17 protein-coding genes are annotated in these 19,175 nt (G+C 64.2%); 3 read left to right on the forward strand and 14 right to left on the reverse strand.

The window, feature by feature from the left end:
• Positions 1-166: 166 nt before the first annotated feature.
• Positions 167-1,048: a sulfite exporter TauE/SafE family protein gene (locus tag AC04PT_RS06270; RefSeq protein ID WP_482872739.1), complete on the reverse strand. Its 882-nt coding sequence runs from the start codon at positions 1,046-1,048 to the stop codon at positions 167-169.
• Between the two features lie 123 nt (positions 1,049-1,171).
• Complete coding sequence (locus tag AC04PT_RS06275; RefSeq protein ID WP_482872740.1) at positions 1,172-2,731, reverse strand: trimethylamine methyltransferase family protein; 1,560 nt, start codon at positions 2,729-2,731, stop codon at positions 1,172-1,174.
• A gap of 160 nt (positions 2,732-2,891) precedes the next feature.
• Between AC04PT_RS06275 and AC04PT_RS06280 the strand changes: the two genes are divergently transcribed.
• Together AC04PT_RS06280 and AC04PT_RS06285 are read left to right on the forward strand one after the other, a co-directional pair.
• Positions 2,892-3,773, forward strand: coding sequence for a LysR substrate-binding domain-containing protein (locus AC04PT_RS06280; RefSeq protein WP_482872741.1), 882 nt, complete (start codon positions 2,892-2,894; stop codon positions 3,771-3,773).
• Between the two features lie 166 nt (positions 3,774-3,939).
• Positions 3,940-4,587: a L,D-transpeptidase gene (locus AC04PT_RS06285; RefSeq protein ID WP_482872742.1), complete on the forward strand. Its 648-nt coding sequence runs from the start codon at positions 3,940-3,942 to the stop codon at positions 4,585-4,587.
• Positions 4,588-4,633: 46 nt separating this feature from the next.
• On the opposite strand, the gene AC04PT_RS06290 is transcribed toward AC04PT_RS06285, so the two are convergent.
• The 12 genes from AC04PT_RS06290 to rbfA form a co-directional block, all read right to left on the reverse strand.
• A complete protein-coding gene (locus AC04PT_RS06290; RefSeq protein WP_482872743.1) occupies positions 4,634-4,900 on the reverse strand; it encodes a hypothetical protein in 267 nt (88 codons plus the stop codon).
• 90 nt (positions 4,901-4,990) lie between these two features.
• The gene (locus AC04PT_RS06295) at positions 4,991-6,391 is read right to left on the reverse strand and encodes a TRAP transporter large permease (RefSeq protein ID WP_482872744.1); all 1,401 of its coding nucleotides are present in this window, start codon (positions 6,389-6,391) and stop codon (positions 4,991-4,993) included.
• Positions 6,392-6,413: 22 nt separating this feature from the next.
• Positions 6,414-7,046 (reverse strand): TRAP transporter small permease subunit, encoded by a 633-nt coding sequence (locus AC04PT_RS06300; RefSeq protein ID WP_482872745.1) that lies wholly within the window; start codon positions 7,044-7,046, stop codon positions 6,414-6,416.
• Between the two features lie 55 nt (positions 7,047-7,101).
• Entirely contained in the window at positions 7,102-8,115 is a 1,014-nt protein-coding gene (locus tag AC04PT_RS06305; RefSeq protein ID WP_482872746.1) for a C4-dicarboxylate TRAP transporter substrate-binding protein, read from the reverse strand.
• Positions 8,116-8,230: 115 nt separating this feature from the next.
• Positions 8,231-12,325: an NACHT and WD repeat domain-containing protein gene (locus tag AC04PT_RS06310; protein WP_482872747.1), complete on the reverse strand. Its 4,095-nt coding sequence runs from the start codon at positions 12,323-12,325 to the stop codon at positions 8,231-8,233.
• Between the two features lie 3 nt (positions 12,326-12,328).
• Positions 12,329-13,849, reverse strand: a complete 1,521-nt coding sequence (locus AC04PT_RS06315; RefSeq protein ID WP_482872748.1) for a toll/interleukin-1 receptor domain-containing protein — start codon at positions 13,847-13,849, stop codon at positions 12,329-12,331.
• Between the two features lie 208 nt (positions 13,850-14,057).
• A complete protein-coding gene (gene rpsO / locus AC04PT_RS06320; protein ID WP_482872749.1) occupies positions 14,058-14,327 on the reverse strand; it encodes a 30S ribosomal protein S15 in 270 nt (89 codons plus the stop codon).
• Positions 14,328-14,471: 144 nt separating this feature from the next.
• Positions 14,472-15,479 (reverse strand): calcium-binding protein, encoded by a 1,008-nt coding sequence (locus AC04PT_RS06325; RefSeq protein WP_482872750.1) that lies wholly within the window; start codon positions 15,477-15,479, stop codon positions 14,472-14,474.
• Between the two features lie 92 nt (positions 15,480-15,571).
• Positions 15,572-16,093, reverse strand: coding sequence for a DUF1643 domain-containing protein (locus AC04PT_RS06330; protein ID WP_482872751.1), 522 nt, complete (start codon positions 16,091-16,093; stop codon positions 15,572-15,574).
• A gap of 6 nt (positions 16,094-16,099) precedes the next feature.
• Entirely contained in the window at positions 16,100-17,008 is a 909-nt protein-coding gene (truB, locus tag AC04PT_RS06335; RefSeq protein ID WP_482872752.1) for a tRNA pseudouridine(55) synthase TruB, read from the reverse strand.
• Between the two features lie 75 nt (positions 17,009-17,083).
• Positions 17,084-17,824, reverse strand: a complete 741-nt coding sequence (locus AC04PT_RS06340; RefSeq protein ID WP_482872753.1) for a phosphodiester glycosidase family protein — start codon at positions 17,822-17,824, stop codon at positions 17,084-17,086.
• Positions 17,821-18,216: a 30S ribosome-binding factor RbfA gene (rbfA, locus tag AC04PT_RS06345; protein WP_482872754.1), complete on the reverse strand. Its 396-nt coding sequence runs from the start codon at positions 18,214-18,216 to the stop codon at positions 17,821-17,823. The genes AC04PT_RS06340 and rbfA overlap by 4 nt, the downstream gene beginning before the upstream one ends.
• An 84-nt stretch (positions 18,217-18,300) precedes the next feature.
• On the opposite strand from rbfA, the gene dapB reads away from it, so the two are divergent.
• A complete protein-coding gene (gene dapB, locus AC04PT_RS06350; protein ID WP_482872755.1) occupies positions 18,301-19,125 on the forward strand; it encodes a 4-hydroxy-tetrahydrodipicolinate reductase in 825 nt (274 codons plus the stop codon).
• Positions 19,126-19,175: the final 50 nt, after the last annotated feature.

Consider the following 19,175-nt stretch of genomic DNA (forward strand, 5'->3'; position numbering starts at 1 on the left):
CGGGTTCAGCGTGAGTTGGCTGGACGCGGATATTGCAGTGCCTGCTAGGCTAAGATGTCGCCGGCGGATTGAACCCGATTCATGACACGGCCCGCTCAACACATAACACGGCCGGTTTTCTGAACAGGGCGAAGACCGCGTCCCCGGCGCAAGAACCGCAGGATCTTCACGTGGCGATGACCGAAACCACGATCCAGAACGCGCAGAACCATTTCACCCGCGTCTGGCCCACACGCTCCAGCAGGCGTGGGGCCAGGTAACCGCCCAGCAGGGCGCCGGAGGCCACGATCAGTCCGGTGTTGACGTCCGCGGGCAGGCTGGGGAAATCGACCGCCTGCACCGACAAAACGGTGAGCGCGGTGACCACCACCGCCATACCAATCGCCAGCGCCATGCGGAAGCCACGCAGCAACAGGTAGACGCCGATCAATTCACCCACCCCGATCGAGATCCACCCGACGAAAAGCCCGCCTGCAAATCCCAGGCCGGCCAGCATCGGCCCGTCCCGACCGGCGCGGAACCGGCCGTCACCTCGGTAGCGGCTGAGGCTCGCGGCCACGATCAGCACCACAAGCGCCAGTGAGATCGCCTTGTAAATCAACGTCAGCGGCAGGTCCGGGCGCAGGCCCAAGCGGGTCACGCACAACGCACCCAGCACTGCCGGCAACACCGCGAGCAGAACCATGCGCGTATAGTCGGTTCCGTCCACCGCGCATCCCTGACGCCGCCGCCGCGACAGGTAGGTCAAAGCTCCCATGGTCATGCCGAAGGACTGGATCAGCAGCGAGGTTCCGACGATGTCCTCTTCCGGCAAGCCGAGGTGGTTGAAGGCCGGCACGAACACCACGCCGCCTCCGATGCCGGTTGCGTTGGCCACCAGCGCTCCGGCAAGCCCGATCAACGGCAACCAGGCCTCCGCGATCATAGCACCGGGGTCGACCACTGTCAGCAGCAGCGCGACCAGCACCGCAACCAGCGCGATCCGGGCGCCGCTGAAGGACGCGTCTGATCCGGTCCGGCGATCTGGTGCGGAGGAGGTATCGCTCATGACCTTGCGTCATTCCGCAGCGGCCGCCGGCTGTCAATGAATCCGTGAAGGCTCCCGCCAACTTGTCGCAACCTGCTGCGTAAATGCTCTGTCTGATGGGGGCTTGGCAACCATCTTGCAGCCTCAGTACCAGGCATCTTCCATCTCGGACTTGCGACGCGCGACAAAGTCTTTCAGCGCCATGTCGGTGTCCATGTCGAGGGCGGGCGGCTCATAATCTTTCAGGATCTTCTTCCAGCGGGCATTGGCGCGGGTGGCATAATCCTCGGCACCGTCCTCGTCCCAGGTCTCCCACGGGCGGTCGTCGTTCAGGGCGCTATCCCAGTAGGCGTCCTTGTAATGCCGGAGCGTGTGTTGCGTCCCGAAAAGGTGCTCGCCCGGTCCTTTCTCGGCCAGCGCCTCGATGCCCAGTGTCTCATCCGTGACCTCGAAGCCCTTTAAATAGGCGTGCAGGGCACCGCACATGTCGGCGTCCATGACAAATTTCTCGTAGGACATGCTGAGCAGTCCATCGAGGAAGCCCGCCGCGTGCAGGATGAAGTGCGCGCCGCCCTGCACCGCCGACATCATCGACATCATCGCCTGCTGCATGGCCTGTCCATCGGGCCGTTTGGACGTTGAGAAATTGCCGCCGCACCGCAGTGGCAGTTGCAGCCTCCGTGCCAGCTGGCCCATGACCAGCGTGCCTACGGCCGGTTCCGGCGTGCCGAACGTGGGGCTGCCTGACCGCATTGCCATCGACGACATCAAACCGGCAAGGATCGCCGGGGACCCGGGCCGTACCAGCTGCGTCAGCGCGCATCCGGTCATCGATTCGGCCAGGCATTGCGCCAGCGTACCCGCCATGGTCAGTGGCGACACGGCGCCGCCCAGCAGGAAAGGCAGCACCAGCGCGCCCTGTCCCGCCTCGGCATAGGTGCGGATGCCGCGCAGGGTGATCCCGTCCAGCACCAGGGGCGAGGTGGTATTGAAGTTGCCGAAGGTCACGCAGTTCCGGTCCACGAAGTCGCGCCCAAAGGCGATGCGGCACATCTCGATCGAATCCGCCGCCCGCTCGGGCGCGGTCACCGACCCCAGGAAGCATTTGTCCGACAGCGTCAGGTGGGCATAGACCATGTCCAGGTGCCGCTTGTTCACCGGCACGTCGGTCGGCTCGCAGATGGTGCCGCCATTGTGGTGGAGCCAGGGTGTCGATTGGGTCAGCCGGATGAAGTTGCGGAAGTCGGCGATGGTGCCATAGCGCCGCCCCTCGTCAAGGTCCATCACGAAAGGCGAGCCATAGGCCGAGGCCAGCACCACCGCGTCGCCGCCGATCTGCACGCTGCGCGCCGGGTTACGGGCATGCTGAGTGAAGCTGGCAGGCGCTGTTTTCAGGATCTCGCGGATCATCCCGGGTTCGAAGGTCAGGATCCATGTATCGCGCGCCTTGTCGGTGACGGTGGCACCGGCCTTGCGGAACAACTCGACCGCTTGCGCGTCGTCGCGAAACTCGATGCCGATTTCCGACAGGATGCGCTCCGCCCCCGCTTCGATCTTCTCGAGGCTGGCTTCATCGAGCAGGTCATAGGTCGGGATGCCCCGGGTGATGTAGGGCACCTCTAGGTGCGGGTTTTGACCGGGCTCTGCGGTGCGCTCCGGGCGGGATCTGCGGCGACGGCTGTTTCGGGTGGATCGGTCGAGCATGATGGCGGCGCTCCCTGCTATGGTGCGCGGGATCTTCGACCCGCGACGCGGCGCATGGCAATTGCAAAAATATTCCCTTTCAGGTTAGCTGAATTTAGCCATGGGTTGCCCACGGTGCACGCTGTACGTTTCAGCCCGTGATCTTGACCAAGGATGCTTAATGCCCGACCGGCCCTATGATCTGCCCGCCCTGACCGCGCTTGCCAGTTTCGAAGCGGCGGCCCGGCATGAGAGTTTCAAGTCCGCCGCCCAAGAGCTGAACGTCACACCCGCTGCCGTCAGTCATCAGGTGAAGGCACTGGAGCGCGAATTGCGCCAGAGCCTGTTTCACCGCCATCACCGCGGCGTCGCCCTGACCGAGACCGGCGCCTATCTGCTGGTGGCCCTGCAGCGTGGCTTTGAAGAGATGTCAAACGCAATCAATCAGTTGCGACGTCGTGCACCGCGACCTGCGGTTACGATCCGCGCCACCACTGCGGTCAGTTCGCTCTGGCTGACGCCGCGGCTGGGCGCGTTCTGGCGCGCGCATCCCCAGATTACCGTGGCGCAGAATGTCACCGACGTGGAGCCGGCGGACGGCGACAGCGATCTTGCCATCCACTATGGAGATATCTCGCGCGAGAGCGGTGATTGCCGGATGCTGATGCACGATCGCATCCAGGCTCTGGCCAGCCCGCGATTTGCCGCGGAACATCCGGTGCAGGATGTTCGCGACTTCGAGCGACTGCCGCTAATTCATGTCGACCGCGCCGAGACCGGCTGGACCTCGTGGAGCGAATGGTGCCGGGCGCTGGGATACGGCGGGCCGGTCGGCAGCGGGTTGCACGTCAACAACTACATCATCGCGCTGCAGGCGGCCGAAGACGACATGGGCGCGGTGCTGGGCTGGGAGCGGCTGACCGGACCACTGCAAGAGGCAGGACGACTGGCGCCCTTGATCGAGGCGTCGGTGCCCTCACCGCTGGATTTCTACATAAAGGTCAGCCCGCAGGCATCGCGTCAGGCGCACCTGCTTTGCCGTTGGCTGGAAGGGCAACAGTAGCCTGATAGTCAGACTGCCATCGCAGAGGCCCGGGCCAAGCCTGGCTCTTCCTGTGGCGCCACTGTGACCTCAGAACGCCGCCCCGCGCCTAAATGCGCGGCGGCGCTTCATATTGCCCGCGCGACGTGTCATCACGGCATCTGGAAAAGACGAGGCAAACATACCGATGCTGACCAGACGACATTTCATTGCCACCGGCGCTGCGCTGTTCTCGGCCCCCCTTTCAGCGCAGGCCCAGTCGTCCCGGTGGGACCAGTGGGATGCCCAGGTGACGCCCGCGAATTACGATCCGGCCACCTCGAACCCCTGGGGCCTGCACCCGCGACTGCTGCCGAGACAGGTTGAGCACAAGGCGGGGCTGACACCGGGCGACATCCATGTCGATGCGGTGGCACGCTACGTGTATCACATTCGCGATGATGGCACGGCGATGCGCTACGGCGTGTCGATTGCCAAGGGCAACCTCTACGAGCCCGGCACCTACACCATCAGGCGCAAGGCCAAATGGCCGGGCTGGATACCGACCGCGAACATGATCCGGCGTGAGCCGGAGACCTACCTGCAATTCGCGGACGGCGTGCCGGGCGGCCCCGAAAACCCGCTCGGGGCGCGCGCGCTGTACCTGTATCGTGGCAATCGGGACACCTATCTGCGGATTCACGGCACACCGGTGCCGCGCTCGATCGGTGGACGCGCCAGTTCGGGTTGCGTGCGGATGGTGATGGCGCACATCATCGATCTCTACCCCCATGTTTCGACCGGGGTGACCGCCTACCTCTACCCGCCGGAAGACCGCGTCACCGCCGCAAGCTGACGGTTTGCGCCGGGCCCGCAGGGGCCCGGCTTTGGCACGTCCCTGTTCAGCTTGACTGGGCGCGGGCGCAGATCGGGGCGCCGCTCGCGGTGCGCAGCGGCAGATCGGCCACCTCGACCGGGCCGTCATAGCGGTACCAGTAGCAGCCGTCGGACGACTTGTAATAGGCCGTCGAAAGGTCTTGGTAGGGTGCCGCGATCTCGCGGACCTTCTCGGGCAGTGTCGACGCGATGACCGGGCCGCCCCCCGTTCCGGGCTCGGTACAGGCGCCAAGCAGAAGTCCGGCAGGCAACAGAAGGCGGGCAGAGATCATTGCGACAGTCCTTTTCAAGTTTCCAACGAGATAGACACCAATCGCCCCGCGCTGACAAGGCCGCGGGACAGTAGGCAGAGATCACCCCTTCTACACCTGTCCCGGAAGCCACAGCACGATGGCCGGAAAGGCCACAAGCAGCGCGATGGTGATGCCGTCGGCGATGAAGAACGGCGTCACGCCCTTGAACACGTCCTGCACCGACAGGTCGTCTCGCACCCCCGCCACCACGAAACAATTGAGCCCGATCGGCGGCGTGATCAGGCAGAATTCAGCCATTTTGACCACAAGGATGCCGAACCAGATCGCGCACATCGGACCGGACATGCCGAAGGTGCTGTCGGCGGCCGACACGAACTCGCCCCCGTTCAGCGCCATTACCGCCGGATAGACCACCGGCAGGGTCAACAGCAGCATGCCGATGGCGTCCATGAACATGCCTAAAACGGCATAGGCCAGCAGGATGCAGACCAGGATCAGCATCGGCGACACTGTGAGAGAGGTTATCCAGTCCGCAAATGCCCCCGGAAGGTCGGCAAAACCCAGGAAGCGCACGTAGATCAGAACCCCCCAGATGATGGTGAAGATCATCACGCTGAGCTTCGCCGTCTCCAGTAACGCATCCTTGAGCTCGGCCCAGCGCATTCCGCGATAGAGCGCCATCAGGAAGACCACGAACGCCCCGATCGCGCCGCCCTCGGTCGGCGTGCCCCAGGCATCTCCGCCGAACGGGTTGTAGACAAAGAAGATGATCGTCACGACGACAAAGACAATGGGCAAGGCCGGCGGCAGCGACACGAAGCGCTCGCGCCAGGTGAAGCCCTTCACCGGGGGGCCGAAGCCCCTGATCGTCACCGCCATGAGGATGATCAGCAAGCCATAGATTACTGCGGAGAAGGCCCCGGGAATGAAGCCCGCCAACAGCAGCTTGCCCACGTCCTGCTCGACGATGATGGCGTAGATCACGAGGATTGCAGAGGGCGGGATCAGCGAGGCCAGCGTGCCGCCTGCCGCGACCACCCCAGCGGCGAAACGCTTGTCGTAGCCAATGGCCAGCATCTCGGGGATGGCGATCCGGGCAAAGACGGCAGAGGTGGCGACCGAAGCGCCGGAAACGGCGGCAAACCCGGCAGTGGCAAACACCGTGGACACCGCCAGCCCCCCAGGGACCCAAGCCAGCCAGCGCTTGGCGGCCTCGAACAGCGCCTTGGTCAGCCCCGCATAATAGGCCAGATAGCCGATCAGGATGAAGGTCGGGATGAGGGACAGCGCCTGGCTGGAGATCTTGGAATGCGGCACCTGTCCGGCGGTCTTCACCGCAACGGTCAGCGCCCAGCCGAAATCGTCCATGCCATAGGCTTTCTTCGACCAGAAGATCCAGATCAGCCCGACCAGCCCCGCGAACCCGGCGGCAAAGGCCACCCGCATGCCAAGGATCACGAGCACCAGCAGCCCGCCGGTGACCGCCAGGCCGATATCGATGGATGTCATGCGAACTCTCTCCGGTCAGGGCTCATGTGTCGTGGCCCGAGACATGCTCGGCCTCGGCTGCAGCCAGTTCCGCCGCGCTTTGGACCAGCGGCACCGCCACCGGCGTCGGATCATTGCGGCGGAAGGCGCGACCATAGGCCCAGAGTTGCAGCACCAGCCGGACGCAGAGCACCCCGAAGGCCACCGGCGCCAGCAGCTTCGCGGGCCAGATCGGCAGCGCGATGTCCATGGTGCTGTCACGGCTCCACATCGGGGCAGCGAAATCGAAACTGCGCAGGAAATGCGCCCAAGAGCCCCAGACCATCAGCACCATCAGCAGCAGGATCGCCAGCGTCGTCACGATCTCGGCGGCATAAAGCGCCCGCCCGCGCAGCGCGCCCACCACCATGTCCATGCGAATGTGGCCGCCATCGCGCTGGGTATAAGCGATGCCGGTGAAGGCAATCAGCGGCATCGCGGTCTCGATCCAATCTACGTAACCCGGCAGCGGCTGGTTGAAGAAGTTTCGCCCACCGACCGAGATCACCGCCAGAACCATCAGTGAAAACACCGCCAGCCCCGAGATCAGGGCCAGTATACGCTCGATCCGGTAGAGCCGCCGGTCCAAGCGGCTGAGCGTTGAATCGTCGGAAAGCACCTGCGAAGCACCGGCCATGCGCGTCCCCTTTCTTGTGAAATAGCCCCGCCGCGGTAACGGCGGGGCAGGGCGCTTACATGTTGTCTTTGGCCACCATGCCGGTCACCAGGTCATAGAGCTCCTGAGCTGGCAGGCCGCGGCCGTTCATCTCTTCGATCCATGCCTGCGCAGCAGGTTCGGCGGCGGCTGCCTTGAAGGCGTCGATCTGGTCTTGCGGAAATTCGACCTGCTCGATGCCGCGCTCTTCCAGCGCCGGGCCCCAGGCCGCCATGGTCTGGTTGTTGTAGTAGTCGATGTAGTGGTCCAGCGCCTCTGGGACCGAGGACATCAGCGCCTCGCGCTCTTCGTCCGACAGGGCTGCCAGCGCGTCGTTGTTCACCACCACCGGGCAATTGACCGTGCCGGGGTTCAGGTTGGTAGTCCACCACTCGGCGTTTTCAATGGTGCCGAAGGACATATGCGCATGCGGCGCGAAGCTGACCGCCTTGACCACACCGGAATCCATCGCCTGACGCACCTCGGTCGCGGTCATCGAGGTCGGCACCGCGCCCACGGTTTCCATCGCCGCGCCAATGCCGCCGGTGGCGCGCACCGACATGCCTTGGAAATCTTCCAGCGTCTTGGGCGCGTCGCCCACACCCACCAGGTTGTACTGCGGCAGCGGCGAGGGCATCAGCAGTGTCGCGTTCCACCGCGCCAGGTCTTCCTGCACCGCAGGATGCTCATAGACCGCCATCGAGATCTCGCGCTCTTTTTCAAGCGACTCGACGCCGAGGAAGGGCAGTTCCAGCACGGTGATCGACGGGTTCTTGTCGCGGTGGTATCCTGCGCAGAACTGCGCCATCTCGAAGGCACCGATCGAGATGCCGTCAAGGTTCTCGCGGTTGTTCGACAGCCCGCCGTAAGAGATGTTCATGGTGAATTCGCCGCCGGTCTTCTCGGAAACCAGTTCGGCCAGTTTCTCGACGTGTTCGGTGAAGGCGCGGCGTTTACCCCAGACCGAGACATTCCACTCCGTCGCCATCGCCTCGCCGGCGAAAGCCACGGTAATCGCTGCAACGGCTGTGCGTGCCAGTAGCTTGTTCATGTAATCCTCCCAGATTATTTTGCTTTATGGGGGGACTATAGGGGCATTGTCGTGACTTTGAACAGGGCGTGTTTGCCAGCTGCAAGATCGCATGGGCGACGGTCGGGTTCGGGTGTCATTCCGGCCCGGCGCAGGGATCCGGCTTTGCGTCCGCGGGATCGCCCGGGCCAGACGTGGTAGCCTCTTCGCCGATGATCGGTTCCAGATTGCGCTCGGAAAATATGCACAAGGCTTCCGGCGTTTCGAAGTAGGGCATGACCAGCAGGTTGCCGCCTTCGGTGCCGGTGGCCATCATGACCTGTTCGTCAGCCGTCACGGCCATGTCCAGCGAGGTGATCGCACTGCTGTGCCCGGGCAATGCCGACCGGACGCTGGCCGTGAGATTTCCGCCTGCGCCATCTTTCAGCGCGTCCCGTACCTTCTTTGGCATCACGTCCCAGACCGCAAGAACTTCGTCCGAAGAGACGGTGATGGCGGTCATGCTGCCCGGAGCGAGATGCACGTCGGTGACCTCTGACTTGTGTTCTCCGGCCAGCAGCACGGTCTCGGAACGTCCCGTCGGCCAGAACCGGGCGGTGCGATCCGCCGCGCCGGTGATCAGGCTGCCATCGTCGCCGAAATCGACGGCGGTGACGGGGCCGGTATGACCGGTGCGGGCATCGGGATGTGCGGCCGGATTGGCGAGATCGAAGACCCGCAGGCTGCAATCCAGCAAACCAACCGCCAGCCGCCTGCCGTCGGCCGAGAAGTCGAGCGCATTGGGTTCAGGAGCCGCATCAGCGCAGGCGTCCTGAAGACCGGCCAGATCGGGCAGGGGGAAGCGCAGGACGTCTTCGCCGCCCTCTTCGCAGACCGTGTCGGACAAAAGCGCGTCGAGCGGGCAGACCACGATGGAATAGCCGCTGTCCGAGCCGATGCCGACAGCCAACCGGGCGCCGTCGGGCGAGATGGCGAGCGGACGGTTTGCAAGGCCAAGCGACGACGCGCCGCCGAACGCAAAGGTCATCCGGTGTTCCCTGTAACCACCAGCGAGGTCGCCAGTCCACAATTGCACGGCCTCCTCGTCCAGCGCGGCAGCAAGGATCGTCTGCGCCTTGTTCTCGTCGCCGCCGGCGGCAAGGTGGACAAACTTCGTGCCTTCGACGGCTTCTCTGTCTAGCGCGACGGGTGGTCCCTTTTCGGCCTTGATCAACACCTTCGTGCCATCGGTCAGTGCGACCCACTCGGCATTCGGGCCAAAGGCCAAGTCCACGATGCTGCGCGGTTCCCCATTTGGCTTGATCGAAGCGAAACGTCTGCTGAACCCGTCGTTCGCCGCCAGCGGCGCGTAAGGCGACCAGAGCCGCGCGCTGTTGTCCAGAGAGGCGCTCAGCAGGTATTGACCTGTGCTGTCAAAAACTACTGTGCGCCCGGCTTTTTCGTGCCCCTGCATCACGCCAAGCGGTTTCCAATGGCTGGCCTCGAACAGGCGCATCGACCCGTCCCAAGCCATGGTGGCCATGGTCTCGCCGTCGGGATCAAAGGCGATGTCCCAGATATCACTGTCATGCCACAGGTTGACCCCTGAGTTGACGACGTGGCTGCCGCCGTCGGGGTCATTTCGGACAGGCATTACCTTCCAGATCACGGCGCGGTCGTCGCTGCCGGCCGACACCAGCAGGTCGGCCTCGGGCTGGATGCCCGATCTGCTGATCTGCTCCGGCCGTTCAGCCTTGGGGCGAAAGGCCATTGCCTTGACCGGCTGACCGGGCAGGTGGCCGTCGCCGCTGCAAATCGGCACCGCCCCGTCAGGTTTCGGATGCGCCACGCAGACCTTGCCGTTGCTAAGCCCGGTTGCCAGGACCGAGCCATCCTCGTTCAGAGCCACCGAATAGACCCGAGCGCTGAAACCAATACGCGAATGCGAACGCCAGTCCAGCAAGCCGGGACCCTCGTGTCTGTAGAGCCGGACCATCTCGCCATCCCAGGACGCGGCGGCGAGATAGGTGCCGTCGGCGGAAAAAGCCAGGTCCAACAGCGATCCGCTATCCGGATCGAGGTCGTCGCGCGGTTGCTTCATCTCGCCACTGTCCGGGTTGACAAAAGCCAACGCACCCTTGTCGGTGCCGACCACGGCGAGTGTCCCGGACGGGGCGACCCGCATCGAAAGACCATGATGTCCCTCCAGCCCGAGCGTGTCGGCGGCGTCAAGGGTCGCGTGCGCAACGTCCTGTCCGTCACGCTTCCAAAGGTGAAGGATCGCGGCGTGGGTCAGGGTCAGAATGCGGTCATCTCCGTGCAAAAAGCCCGCGCCATAGACATCGCTGGACTCTTCGCCGCCGCCGGTCGTGACCGAATGTTTGTAGCGTCTTCGCTCGAAGGCATAGAAACCGGCGCGCCAGAGCTTGTTCATCGCGTTGCCGACGATGCTGTCCTCAAGGTTCAAAGTCATTGACGAACGTATGACTTCGACGGCTGTTTGAATCGTGATCGCTGGCGTCTCATCCGATGCTCCGGGCAGGATTGCGTCGACCGCGCGCATCGCCTCGATCCTGACGGTCTGTCTGGCGGCCTCGACCCGGGTCTGTGTGCGATCGGCCTGCCAGAGCAGGAACCCGCCAAGCGTCAGAAGCGCCGCAGCGGCGATCGTGCCCCGGCTCATCAGGGTCCGGTCGGCCTCGGCCTGATAAGAAACCCGAAGGAATGACTTGGTATGACGGTAGGTGACGTCGTCTGCGGTACCGGCCACGGTCCTTTGGCGGCCTGTTTTGCCTTCTGCGTTGACCTCGGCAAGGTGACGCTGCGCCCAGGCCTTGTTGGGGGCATGTTCCTTCCACCAGCCGTGGTACTGCCGCAGTCCGGCGCCCCGCAGCAGCGCATCGTCGCGGAGCCTCCGCCAAAGTGACCGCTCACCGTCCCAGCCCCGCGCCCGCCGCGCGAGATCCTTGAACATCTGCGCATTGCGCGCCTCACCGGGCAGCCATTCCTCTTGCAGACGCTCCCATATCCGCAGCACGCATTCGTGGCGTACGTCGATCTCGGGGTTTTCCTCGGCGGTCAGCGGCCCGCTGGTGCGCAGATAGCCGTCCTCGCCCTGTATGAAGGCTTCGATAAGCTTGATGGTGTCATCCACCGATCGGTCGATGATCTTTGCCAGCTTGTCGAGGGTCACCGGGTTGCGAATGTCCCGGCCTTCGCTGGTCATGTTGGTCAGGGCGCTGAAGGCCCGGGGAGTGACGACACGCAGATCGGGCGGCAGGCTTGCATAGATCCGGTCAAGACGGTTGGACATCGCCCGCCGCAGCGCTTGGTGACTGGAGGCGCCGGCGAACTCCGGGTCGGCGTCCAGCTCGAAAACTTCGTTGAAATCATCGACGCCGATGACAAGAGGCTGGCGGTGCTTGCGCCGCTGGTACAGAAGCTTGAGCGCGTGCTGCATCAATGGCAGCTTGTCCATTTCGCTTTCCAGATCGTTGAGCATCCGGACCGTCAGACGCGGGTCAATTTCGCCTCCGAACAGGCGGATTGGGCCTTCTATGGCCTCCTGCAACTGGTAGCGGTCCAGCGCCGGGGTCAGGAACTGGCTGGCGTTTATCGCACGGTTGAGACCGGGAAAGCGGGCGCAGCGGGCCAGCTCTTCATGGCGCACGGTGATCACCACATGGACGCGATCCGCCGCCTGCGCGGTCTTGAGCAGCACGTCGACGAACCGTGCCGTGGCGTGGAGATCCTTCTGCGGATAGCGGTGCAGTTCCTCGAATTGGTCAGCGAGGATGATGACCGGCCGGTCGCCAACTTCCGTCAATTCGTTCAGCGCCGGGTTCAGGTCGCTCGACACTTCGTCGATATAGCTCGCGAAACCCTCGGCCAAAGCCGCAACCCGGTCTTCATCGGGGGTGTCGGCACCGTCGGCATAGGGATCGCGCAGCACCGCGCGGGCCAGAGCATCGACCAGTCGCGGCAATGGGGCTTCGCCGGGCCGCATGTCGCAGATCACCCAATCGGATCCGGCACCGGGCAGATAGCCGGCCAGCAGCGCATTGAACAGCCCGGTGCGCACCAGCGAGGATTTGCCACTGCCGGAGGTGCCGGTCACGCAAAGGAAATGTGCCTTTTCCAGCTTGCCCAGCATGGCGTCGACCAGATCGTCACGGCCAAAGAAGATGTCGGATTCGCTCTGCTCGAAAGTGCGCAGGCCGGGGTAGGGGGCAGGGCTGAGGTCAAGCTGCAAGGCTCAACTCCCCGCGAGCGCCGCGCCGTCCTTGGGCTTCACGCCCAGCGCTTGGAAGAAATCGTTCAGGTCCCCTTCGTCAACCTCGTCCCGCACCCGAATGCGATAGATCCCGCGCCCCACCGGGCAGGGGTTGACCGCGCCGGGCGCCGCATCGCCGATCGCCAGCCGGCAGATCGCCGTCTTCTGCGACTGACAGAAGCGCCAGAAATCCTTGAAGTGCCGCTTTGCGCGGATCTGGGACGCCTCGTTTTCGCTATAGACCACCAGCACGGCGTCATTCTCGGCCACCGTGGTGCGAAGATCATCGCGCGAGGCGTCGTTGGTGATGGTGTCCGCGATGGCGATATTGTCCTGCTGGGTCAGGCGCTGGGCGAGCTTGTCGAACTTGTCCCGGTCCGTGGCAGGGTCGAAGTCGATGGCGATCAACTTGCCGTTCATGTCCGGCAATTCGTCCAGCCGCTGGTTTCTCCGCTGTGCGCTTGCCGCGGTGGCGCGGGCCGCATCAATGCATTTGATCAGGTACTGTTCGAAAGCCTCGACGGTGGTCGGATGGCAATTGCAGTCTTTCAGAAAGGCGCTGTGTTCCGGGCCGCAATCCTCGACATAGACTTCGGGCGCAAGCATGAGCGACGTGTCGGTCCCGGCCCGCGTTGAGGCCTCGTACTGCGCGGCCACCAGCGGCCGGCCCGTGCCGAACAGGTCGGCTTTGCCCGGCACCGCACCGACGATCTGCGCATAGTGATGACAGCCCGCGATGCGCTCTTGCAGGCTGTCGATGGTCCAGCCGTCCAGCCCCTCGGTCGCCGTCAGATCGTAGCAGGCGACGCTGTAGCCCTTGTCCTCCAGCGATTTCTTCAGGCGCATGGCGTGCTTGTGCGCATCTCGGGTCGGACAGGCAAGAAACAGGTCGTGAAATGTGACCGGGGCGGTCGGGTCAGACAGGTCGGTCACGAAACGCGCCGCAGGGACGGCAGCGTTAGCGTGGAATTCAATCGCGCGCCTGACCTCGGTCAGCAATTCCTGCAACCGCTCGGTGCCCTTGGGTCCAGCGCGGCTGGGGCGCGGGCTGGCCACGAGGTCCGAGACGCCGTCCACCTCGGTCCAGAACTGTGCGCAGCGCAGCCGATCTTGGGAATGGATTCGATGGCCCAGATCGCCCAGCTCGGTTCCGGGAACCTTGTGCCAATCCTTGACCATTTCGACCACGATGATGGGTTTGCCCAAGCGGTGCAGCTCGCGCAATTCATCGGCGCAGCCGGGCGAGTAGAGATAGTGCCGAGATATGAAGGCCACGGCCACGTCGCAATCGGTCAGCGCCGGTTTGATGGTGTCGTCGATGCCCTGACCGGCCACAAGGCCGCTGCGGTCGGTCCAGACCTTGAACGGCACCCGTTCGTTATTGGCGCCGATGGCCCGCTTGATGCGATCCTGCACCTCGGCCAGCCAGGATGTGTCTTCGCCCAGAAGCGGCTCGTAATCCTTGTGGGCGTAGCTGAAAAATACCAGCGTCTGTTTTGTCATTTTCGGGTCCACTGAAGCGATCTTTAAAAGATACTGCTCGCCCTCGAACCGTCATAAGAATGCAGTCTATGGTAACATCTGCCCAAAAAGTCGCAACCTAAAGTCGCGTGGGCGCATGGTTTTACCGGCGATTGACGAAGGCCAGAGAAAAAACGCCCGCGCCTTGCGGGCACGGGCGTCCTCCGGTCCTTGCGGGCCGAGAAAACCTTTAGCGGCGGATGCCGAGGCGCTTGATGAGGTCCTGATAACGGGCCTCTTCCTTGCCTTTCAGGTAGTCGAGCAGTTTCCGGCGCTGTGCGACCAGCTTCAGGAGGCCACGACGGGAGTGGTTGTCCTTTTTGTGGGTCTTGAAGTGCTCGGTCAGCGTACGGATGCGCGAGGTCAGGATCGCAACCTGGACTTCCGGAGAACCGGTGTCGCCGTCCTTGGTGGCGTATTCTTTCATGACCTTGGTTTTTTCTTCGACAGTAATCGACATCGGGGTCTCCTTTCGGAATTAGAGGAATGGCGCAAGCCGGGATGTCGTCCAGCAGGGCCCGTGGAGATGGAAAGCCCCCGGCACAGGGCCGAGGCTGGAGGGGCGTATACGCCATTCAGGAGATTTTGCAAAGCCCTAACGGCGCTATGCCGCGGCGGGCTGGACCTCGTATTGCGCGGCCTCGGTTTCCGAGACGAGCAGCATGTCGGACAAAGTGATGTCATCCGCGCCGCGCAGCAGCGCGACCTCTTGCCCGTCGACCGCCATGCGCATCAGGCCTGGATCGGCTTCGTCGGGGGTCAAACTGATTTCGACACCGCCCGAAGGATCGTCCACCACGATCATCAGCTGGTCCTCACCGCTCTCGAAGTCGATCAGGGTGACTTCCTGTCCGGCACCGGCATACAGGTAGATGTCGTCCTCGCCCTCGCCGCCGGTCACGACGTCTCCGTCGTCGGCGAGGATGATATCGTCACCGCCGTTGCCATTCAGGAAATCGGGGGCGTCAATGCTTTCCTCTGTGCCGTCTAGAACATCGTCGCCCGATCCGCCAAACAGTGCATCGCCTCCTGCGCCGCCCTCAAGCGTGTCGTCTCCATTGCCGCCCAGCAGCCCATCCTCGCCCGTGCCGCCGCGCAGTAGGTCTGCGCCCATGCCGCCTGTCAGGTCATCGCTGCCTGCGCCACCGGACAGCTGGTCATCGCCTGCGTGGCCAAAAAGGTGATCGTCGCCATCGTCGCCGTGCAGGCTGTCGTTGCCGGCTTCGCCGTGCAACGTGTCGTGATCGCTGCCACCATGCGCCTCGTCATCGCCGTCGCCGGCCCAGATCCAGTCGTCGTCGCCATTACCTGAAAGCGTATCGTCGCCGCCCTGTCCGTCGATGGCATCGCTGCCTGCGCCGCCGCTGATCGAGGAGGCGAGGTCGGTTCCTGCCAAGGTGTCGCTGGCGTCGGTGCCGGTGACGACCTCTTGAGGCGACGTTGCCGCCGCATCGTCCGGTTCGATATAGCCGTCCGGAGCCTCTAGCGCGTCGTTTTCCACGTCGGCTTCCGGCAAGCCGCGATCCGTGGTCTCGTCGTCTTCGCCAAAAGATCCGATCATGAAGACCGAGCCCATGGCAGCCATGCCAAGCAAGCCTGCGAATAGTAACATCGTCTCACACCCTTTTACCCAGGGTGAAGTATCGGCAAGAATGGCCGACGCGTCAAACCATACCGGAGCAAATGGTTAACGCTTTCATAAGGTTAGTATGTGTGCGCCATCCATCGTGCCGGTTTGTGAGTGTAGGAGACATAAAGCGGATGGCGCGGCAGGCCGTGCCGCGTCAACCCGAGGGTGTGCAGCTTCTCGGGCCGCGCAGCCAGCAGCGGCAGCGCCTCGGCGTCGCGGCCGCGATGGCGGCCATGCACACCCCAGGCGAGCAGGATCATGTCGGCCTCTTTGCTGGCTCGGCCAAGGAAAACGTCATTCTCGGGCCCGACCGGCCGGTCGGCGGCGCGCAGGTCTGACGGCTCGGTGGCGCGATAGGCAAACAGGTTGACGACATCCAGCGCGCCGAAGCCCAGCAAACGCGCCCGTTTTTCGCACCGGGCGATCGTCGGGTCATTCACCTTCTCGTTCGCGGTCGAGGGATTGAGCATGACGAAGGCCAGCCGGGGCCCGCCGGCGTCCCAGTAGCGCGTCAGGCGATAACGGTAGAGGCCGCAACCGGAATAGACAGCCTCGGACCGGCAGTCAGGGGTCTCATGGGTCTTGGTGACGAGCATCGCGGATCAGGTCAGGACGAACACACGCGAGGGGTGCAATGTCCCGCCGCGATATTCGCCCACGGCCACCGGCTGACCGTCATGACTGACCCAGGCGGTGTCGCCGAATTCGGCGTCGCTGCCGATCACCTCTCCGGGGTTGCCGTTGCGCAGGCGGGTGGCCGCATCGATGCCGCAACGCAGCTCGGGCAGGTCCTGCAGGCCGGTTTCCAGCGGCAGCAGAAGCGCATCCAGGTCCGGCGTGCGGGCCAGTGCGTCGATCTTGTCCAGCGTCACCGCGTTCTCCAGATCGAATGGGCCGGACCAGAGCCGCCGCAGGGTGACAACATGGCCAAGACAGCCCAGCGCCTGGCCGAGGTCGCGGGCGATCGAGCGAACGTAGCCGCCTTTGCCGCAGGTCATTTCAAAGACTGCGTGGTCGGCGTCAGGTCGGTCGGTCAGCAGAAGTTCCTCGACCCATAGCGGCCGCGGGGCAATCTCGACCTCTTCGCCGTCGCGGGCTAGCTTGTAGGCGCGCTGGCCGTCGATCTTCACGGCGGAAAACTGCGGCGGCACCTGCTGGATTTCGCCAACGAACTGGCCGAGTGCGTCCTTGATGGCATCGTCGGTAGGGCGCAGATCGGACGTCGCGGTAACCTCGCCCTCGGCATCGTCGGTGTTGGTGGCCTGTCCCCAGCGAACAGTGAACTCATAGGCCTTGAGTGCGTCGGTGACAAAAGGAACCGTCTTGGTGGCTTCGCCCAGCGCCACGGCCAGCAACCCTGTCGCATCCGGATCCAGCGTGCCGGCGTGGCCTGCCTTCTTCGCATCGAATGCCCAGCGGACCTTGCCCACCACTGCGGTCGAGGTCATTCCGGCGGGTTTGTCGACCACCAGCCAGCCGGATATGTCGCGTCCCTTGCGTTTGCGTGCCATGAAGCCCCCGTTTGTCAGAAGCGGCGGAATAGGCATCCGGGCGCGCCGCGTCAAGATGGGTGGGAACCACCCACCCTATTGCTCCGGTTCGACCACGCCGATGATCGGCCCCATGGGAAAACCCGGATCGCTCCGTGACAGTTCTGGCGCGTGCAGGCGCGACACATTGCCGTCGAGAAACAGTGCCAGCGGCACGCCCAACTCGTCGCGGAAAAAGCTGGCGAAATCCCAGAAGTTGACCGCATTGTTCGAGATCACGAACACCGCGCGGTCTCCGCCGGCGCTAGTTCCGACGCCGTTGCGGATAAAGCGAGAGGTGCTGCGCGGCCGGAACTCGGGATGCAGGTCGCCGTCGATCACCAGCATCGGACCCGACTGGGTGGCGTAGCGGCAGTCGGGTTTCCGGTCCAGATAGTCAAGCGTTTCGTAGACCCGCGCCGTGCCCTCGCCAATGCAGAACACGCCGTTGGGCAGCAGGCCGAAGTTGCCCGGTCCGGCGTTTGGCACAACGCGCATCTCTTCCTCGCCGTCCTCGACGTAGTGGCCCACAGGGGCCCGGTCTTCGTGATACATGCCGCCGTTGATCGCGAAATCGAGCTTTCGGCCCTCGCCCCTCAGAGCTTCGTCCAGAGTGGCGAAATTACCGTAGGGGGTGCCGCCATCGTCGGCACGAAACAGCCGCAGGTCCTCGGCCGTCGGATCGACGGTGCAGACACTGTAGCTGTTGCCCATATGCGATCTGTCCTCGCACTCCGCAGCGCTCGCCTGCGCAGCCGACAGGGTCAGCAGCAATCCCAGGAGCGCCAGCCGCATCATTCCTCCAGATCGCGCCGCACGTTGTCCTGCGCGAAGAGGCGCCGGGTGTCGTCCATCCGGTCGAAGGTGTCGTCGAGCCGGAAGCGCAGGTCGGGCGCGTGCTTGATGGTGAGTTGCTTGCTCACCAGCCGGCGCAGCTCGCCCTTGTTGCGAGCTAGCGCGGCAATCAGGTCGTCGCCGCCGTCGCCGCCCAGCGGGGAGGCAAAGACCGTGGCGATGCGGAGATCGGGGGTGACGCGCACTTCGCCCACGGTGACGGACACGCGCTGCAAATCGGGATCATGAACCTCGCCACGCAGCAGCACCTCGGACAAGGTCCGGCGGATCAGTTCCCCGACCCTAAGCTGACGTTGCGATGGGCCTTGCCCGTCTTGGAAGGTTTTCTTTGCCATGCTTCGCGACTTAGTGCGTTGGGCAGGCTTTGCCAAGCGTCCCCCCGCGGGTTATGTGGGATCCGACAGAAGGAGACCCGAAACATGAGCGCACCCATCCCCGGCATCGTGATCACCGGCGCCTCCGGCCGTATGGGCCGGATGCTGATCCGGAGCGTCAGCGAAAGCGACAAGGTCCAGCTTGTCGGTGCGGTCGAGCGCAGGGGCCACGACTGGATCGGCCGCGACGTGGGCGAGGCAATGGGCGGCGCGGCGCTGGGCGTTTTGGTCAGCGACGACCCGCTGGAGGCTTTCGCCAATGCCCAGGCGGTGATCGACTTCACCGCGCCTGATGCGACGGTCGAGTTTGCCGGTTTGGCGGCGCAGGCGCGGCTCTGTCACGTGATCGGCACCACCGGCTTCGAAGAGGCGCACCTGGCCCGGTTGCAGGCCGCGGCGCGGCATGCGGTGATCGTGCGGGCTGGCAACATGAGCCTCGGGGTGAACCTTCTGACGGTGCTCGCACGAAAGGTGGCGACAGCGCTGGACGACGATTACGACATCGAGGTGATCGAGGCGCACCACGGCCAGAAGGTGGATGCGCCGTCCGGCACGGCGCTGATGCTGGGCGAGGCCGCGGCAGAGGGGCGGGGCGTCAAGCTGGCAAATGTGGCGGACCGCGGTCGCGATGGCATCACCGGGGCGCGCAAGCGGGGCGATATCGGCTTTGCCGTGGTCCGTGGCGGCGACATTGTGGGCGAGCATGACGTGATGTTCGCAGCCGCCGGAGAACGTATCGTACTGCGGCACGTGGCAACGGACCGGGCGGTCTTTGCCCGCGGCGCGTTAAAGGCGGCGCTCTGGGGTCAGGACAAGACGCCTGGCGAATACGACATGCTGGACGTGCTGGGGCTGTCCGACGGGGCCTGAACCCACGGCGCAGGTCCCTGCCCGTTAATTGGACCTGACCCAACGGCGTC

It is taken from the genome of Litorisediminivivens sp. KMU-197 (assembly GCF_056858395.1).

What these genes read in the sequence shown, in the direction of transcription:
- AC04PT_RS06270 (WP_482872739.1), bottom strand. Translation starts at nt 1,048, where the DNA reads ATGAGCGATACCTCCTCCGCACCAGATCGCCGGACCGGATCAGACGCG.
- AC04PT_RS06275 (WP_482872740.1), bottom strand. Translation starts at nt 2,731, where the DNA reads ATGCTCGACCGATCCACCCGAAACAGCCGTCGCCGCAGATCCCGCCCG.
- AC04PT_RS06280 (WP_482872741.1), top strand. Translation starts at nt 2,892, where the DNA reads ATGCCCGACCGGCCCTATGATCTGCCCGCCCTGACCGCGCTTGCCAGT.
- AC04PT_RS06285 (WP_482872742.1), top strand. Translation starts at nt 3,940, where the DNA reads ATGCTGACCAGACGACATTTCATTGCCACCGGCGCTGCGCTGTTCTCG.
- AC04PT_RS06290 (WP_482872743.1), bottom strand. Translation starts at nt 4,900, where the DNA reads ATGATCTCTGCCCGCCTTCTGTTGCCTGCCGGACTTCTGCTTGGCGCC.
- AC04PT_RS06295 (WP_482872744.1), bottom strand. Translation starts at nt 6,391, where the DNA reads ATGACATCCATCGATATCGGCCTGGCGGTCACCGGCGGGCTGCTGGTG.
- AC04PT_RS06300 (WP_482872745.1), bottom strand. Translation starts at nt 7,046, where the DNA reads ATGGCCGGTGCTTCGCAGGTGCTTTCCGACGATTCAACGCTCAGCCGC.
- AC04PT_RS06305 (WP_482872746.1), bottom strand. Translation starts at nt 8,115, where the DNA reads ATGAACAAGCTACTGGCACGCACAGCCGTTGCAGCGATTACCGTGGCT.
- AC04PT_RS06315 (WP_482872748.1), bottom strand. Translation starts at nt 13,849, where the DNA reads ATGACAAAACAGACGCTGGTATTTTTCAGCTACGCCCACAAGGATTAC.
- rpsO (WP_482872749.1), bottom strand. Translation starts at nt 14,327, where the DNA reads ATGTCGATTACTGTCGAAGAAAAAACCAAGGTCATGAAAGAATACGCC.
- AC04PT_RS06325 (WP_482872750.1), bottom strand. Translation starts at nt 15,479, where the DNA reads ATGTTACTATTCGCAGGCTTGCTTGGCATGGCTGCCATGGGCTCGGTC.
- AC04PT_RS06330 (WP_482872751.1), bottom strand. Translation starts at nt 16,093, where the DNA reads ATGCTCGTCACCAAGACCCATGAGACCCCTGACTGCCGGTCCGAGGCT.
- truB (WP_482872752.1), bottom strand. Translation starts at nt 17,008, where the DNA reads ATGGCACGCAAACGCAAGGGACGCGACATATCCGGCTGGCTGGTGGTC.
- AC04PT_RS06340 (WP_482872753.1), bottom strand. Translation starts at nt 17,824, where the DNA reads ATGATGCGGCTGGCGCTCCTGGGATTGCTGCTGACCCTGTCGGCTGCG.
- rbfA (WP_482872754.1), bottom strand. Translation starts at nt 18,216, where the DNA reads ATGGCAAAGAAAACCTTCCAAGACGGGCAAGGCCCATCGCAACGTCAG.
- dapB (WP_482872755.1), top strand. Translation starts at nt 18,301, where the DNA reads ATGAGCGCACCCATCCCCGGCATCGTGATCACCGGCGCCTCCGGCCGT.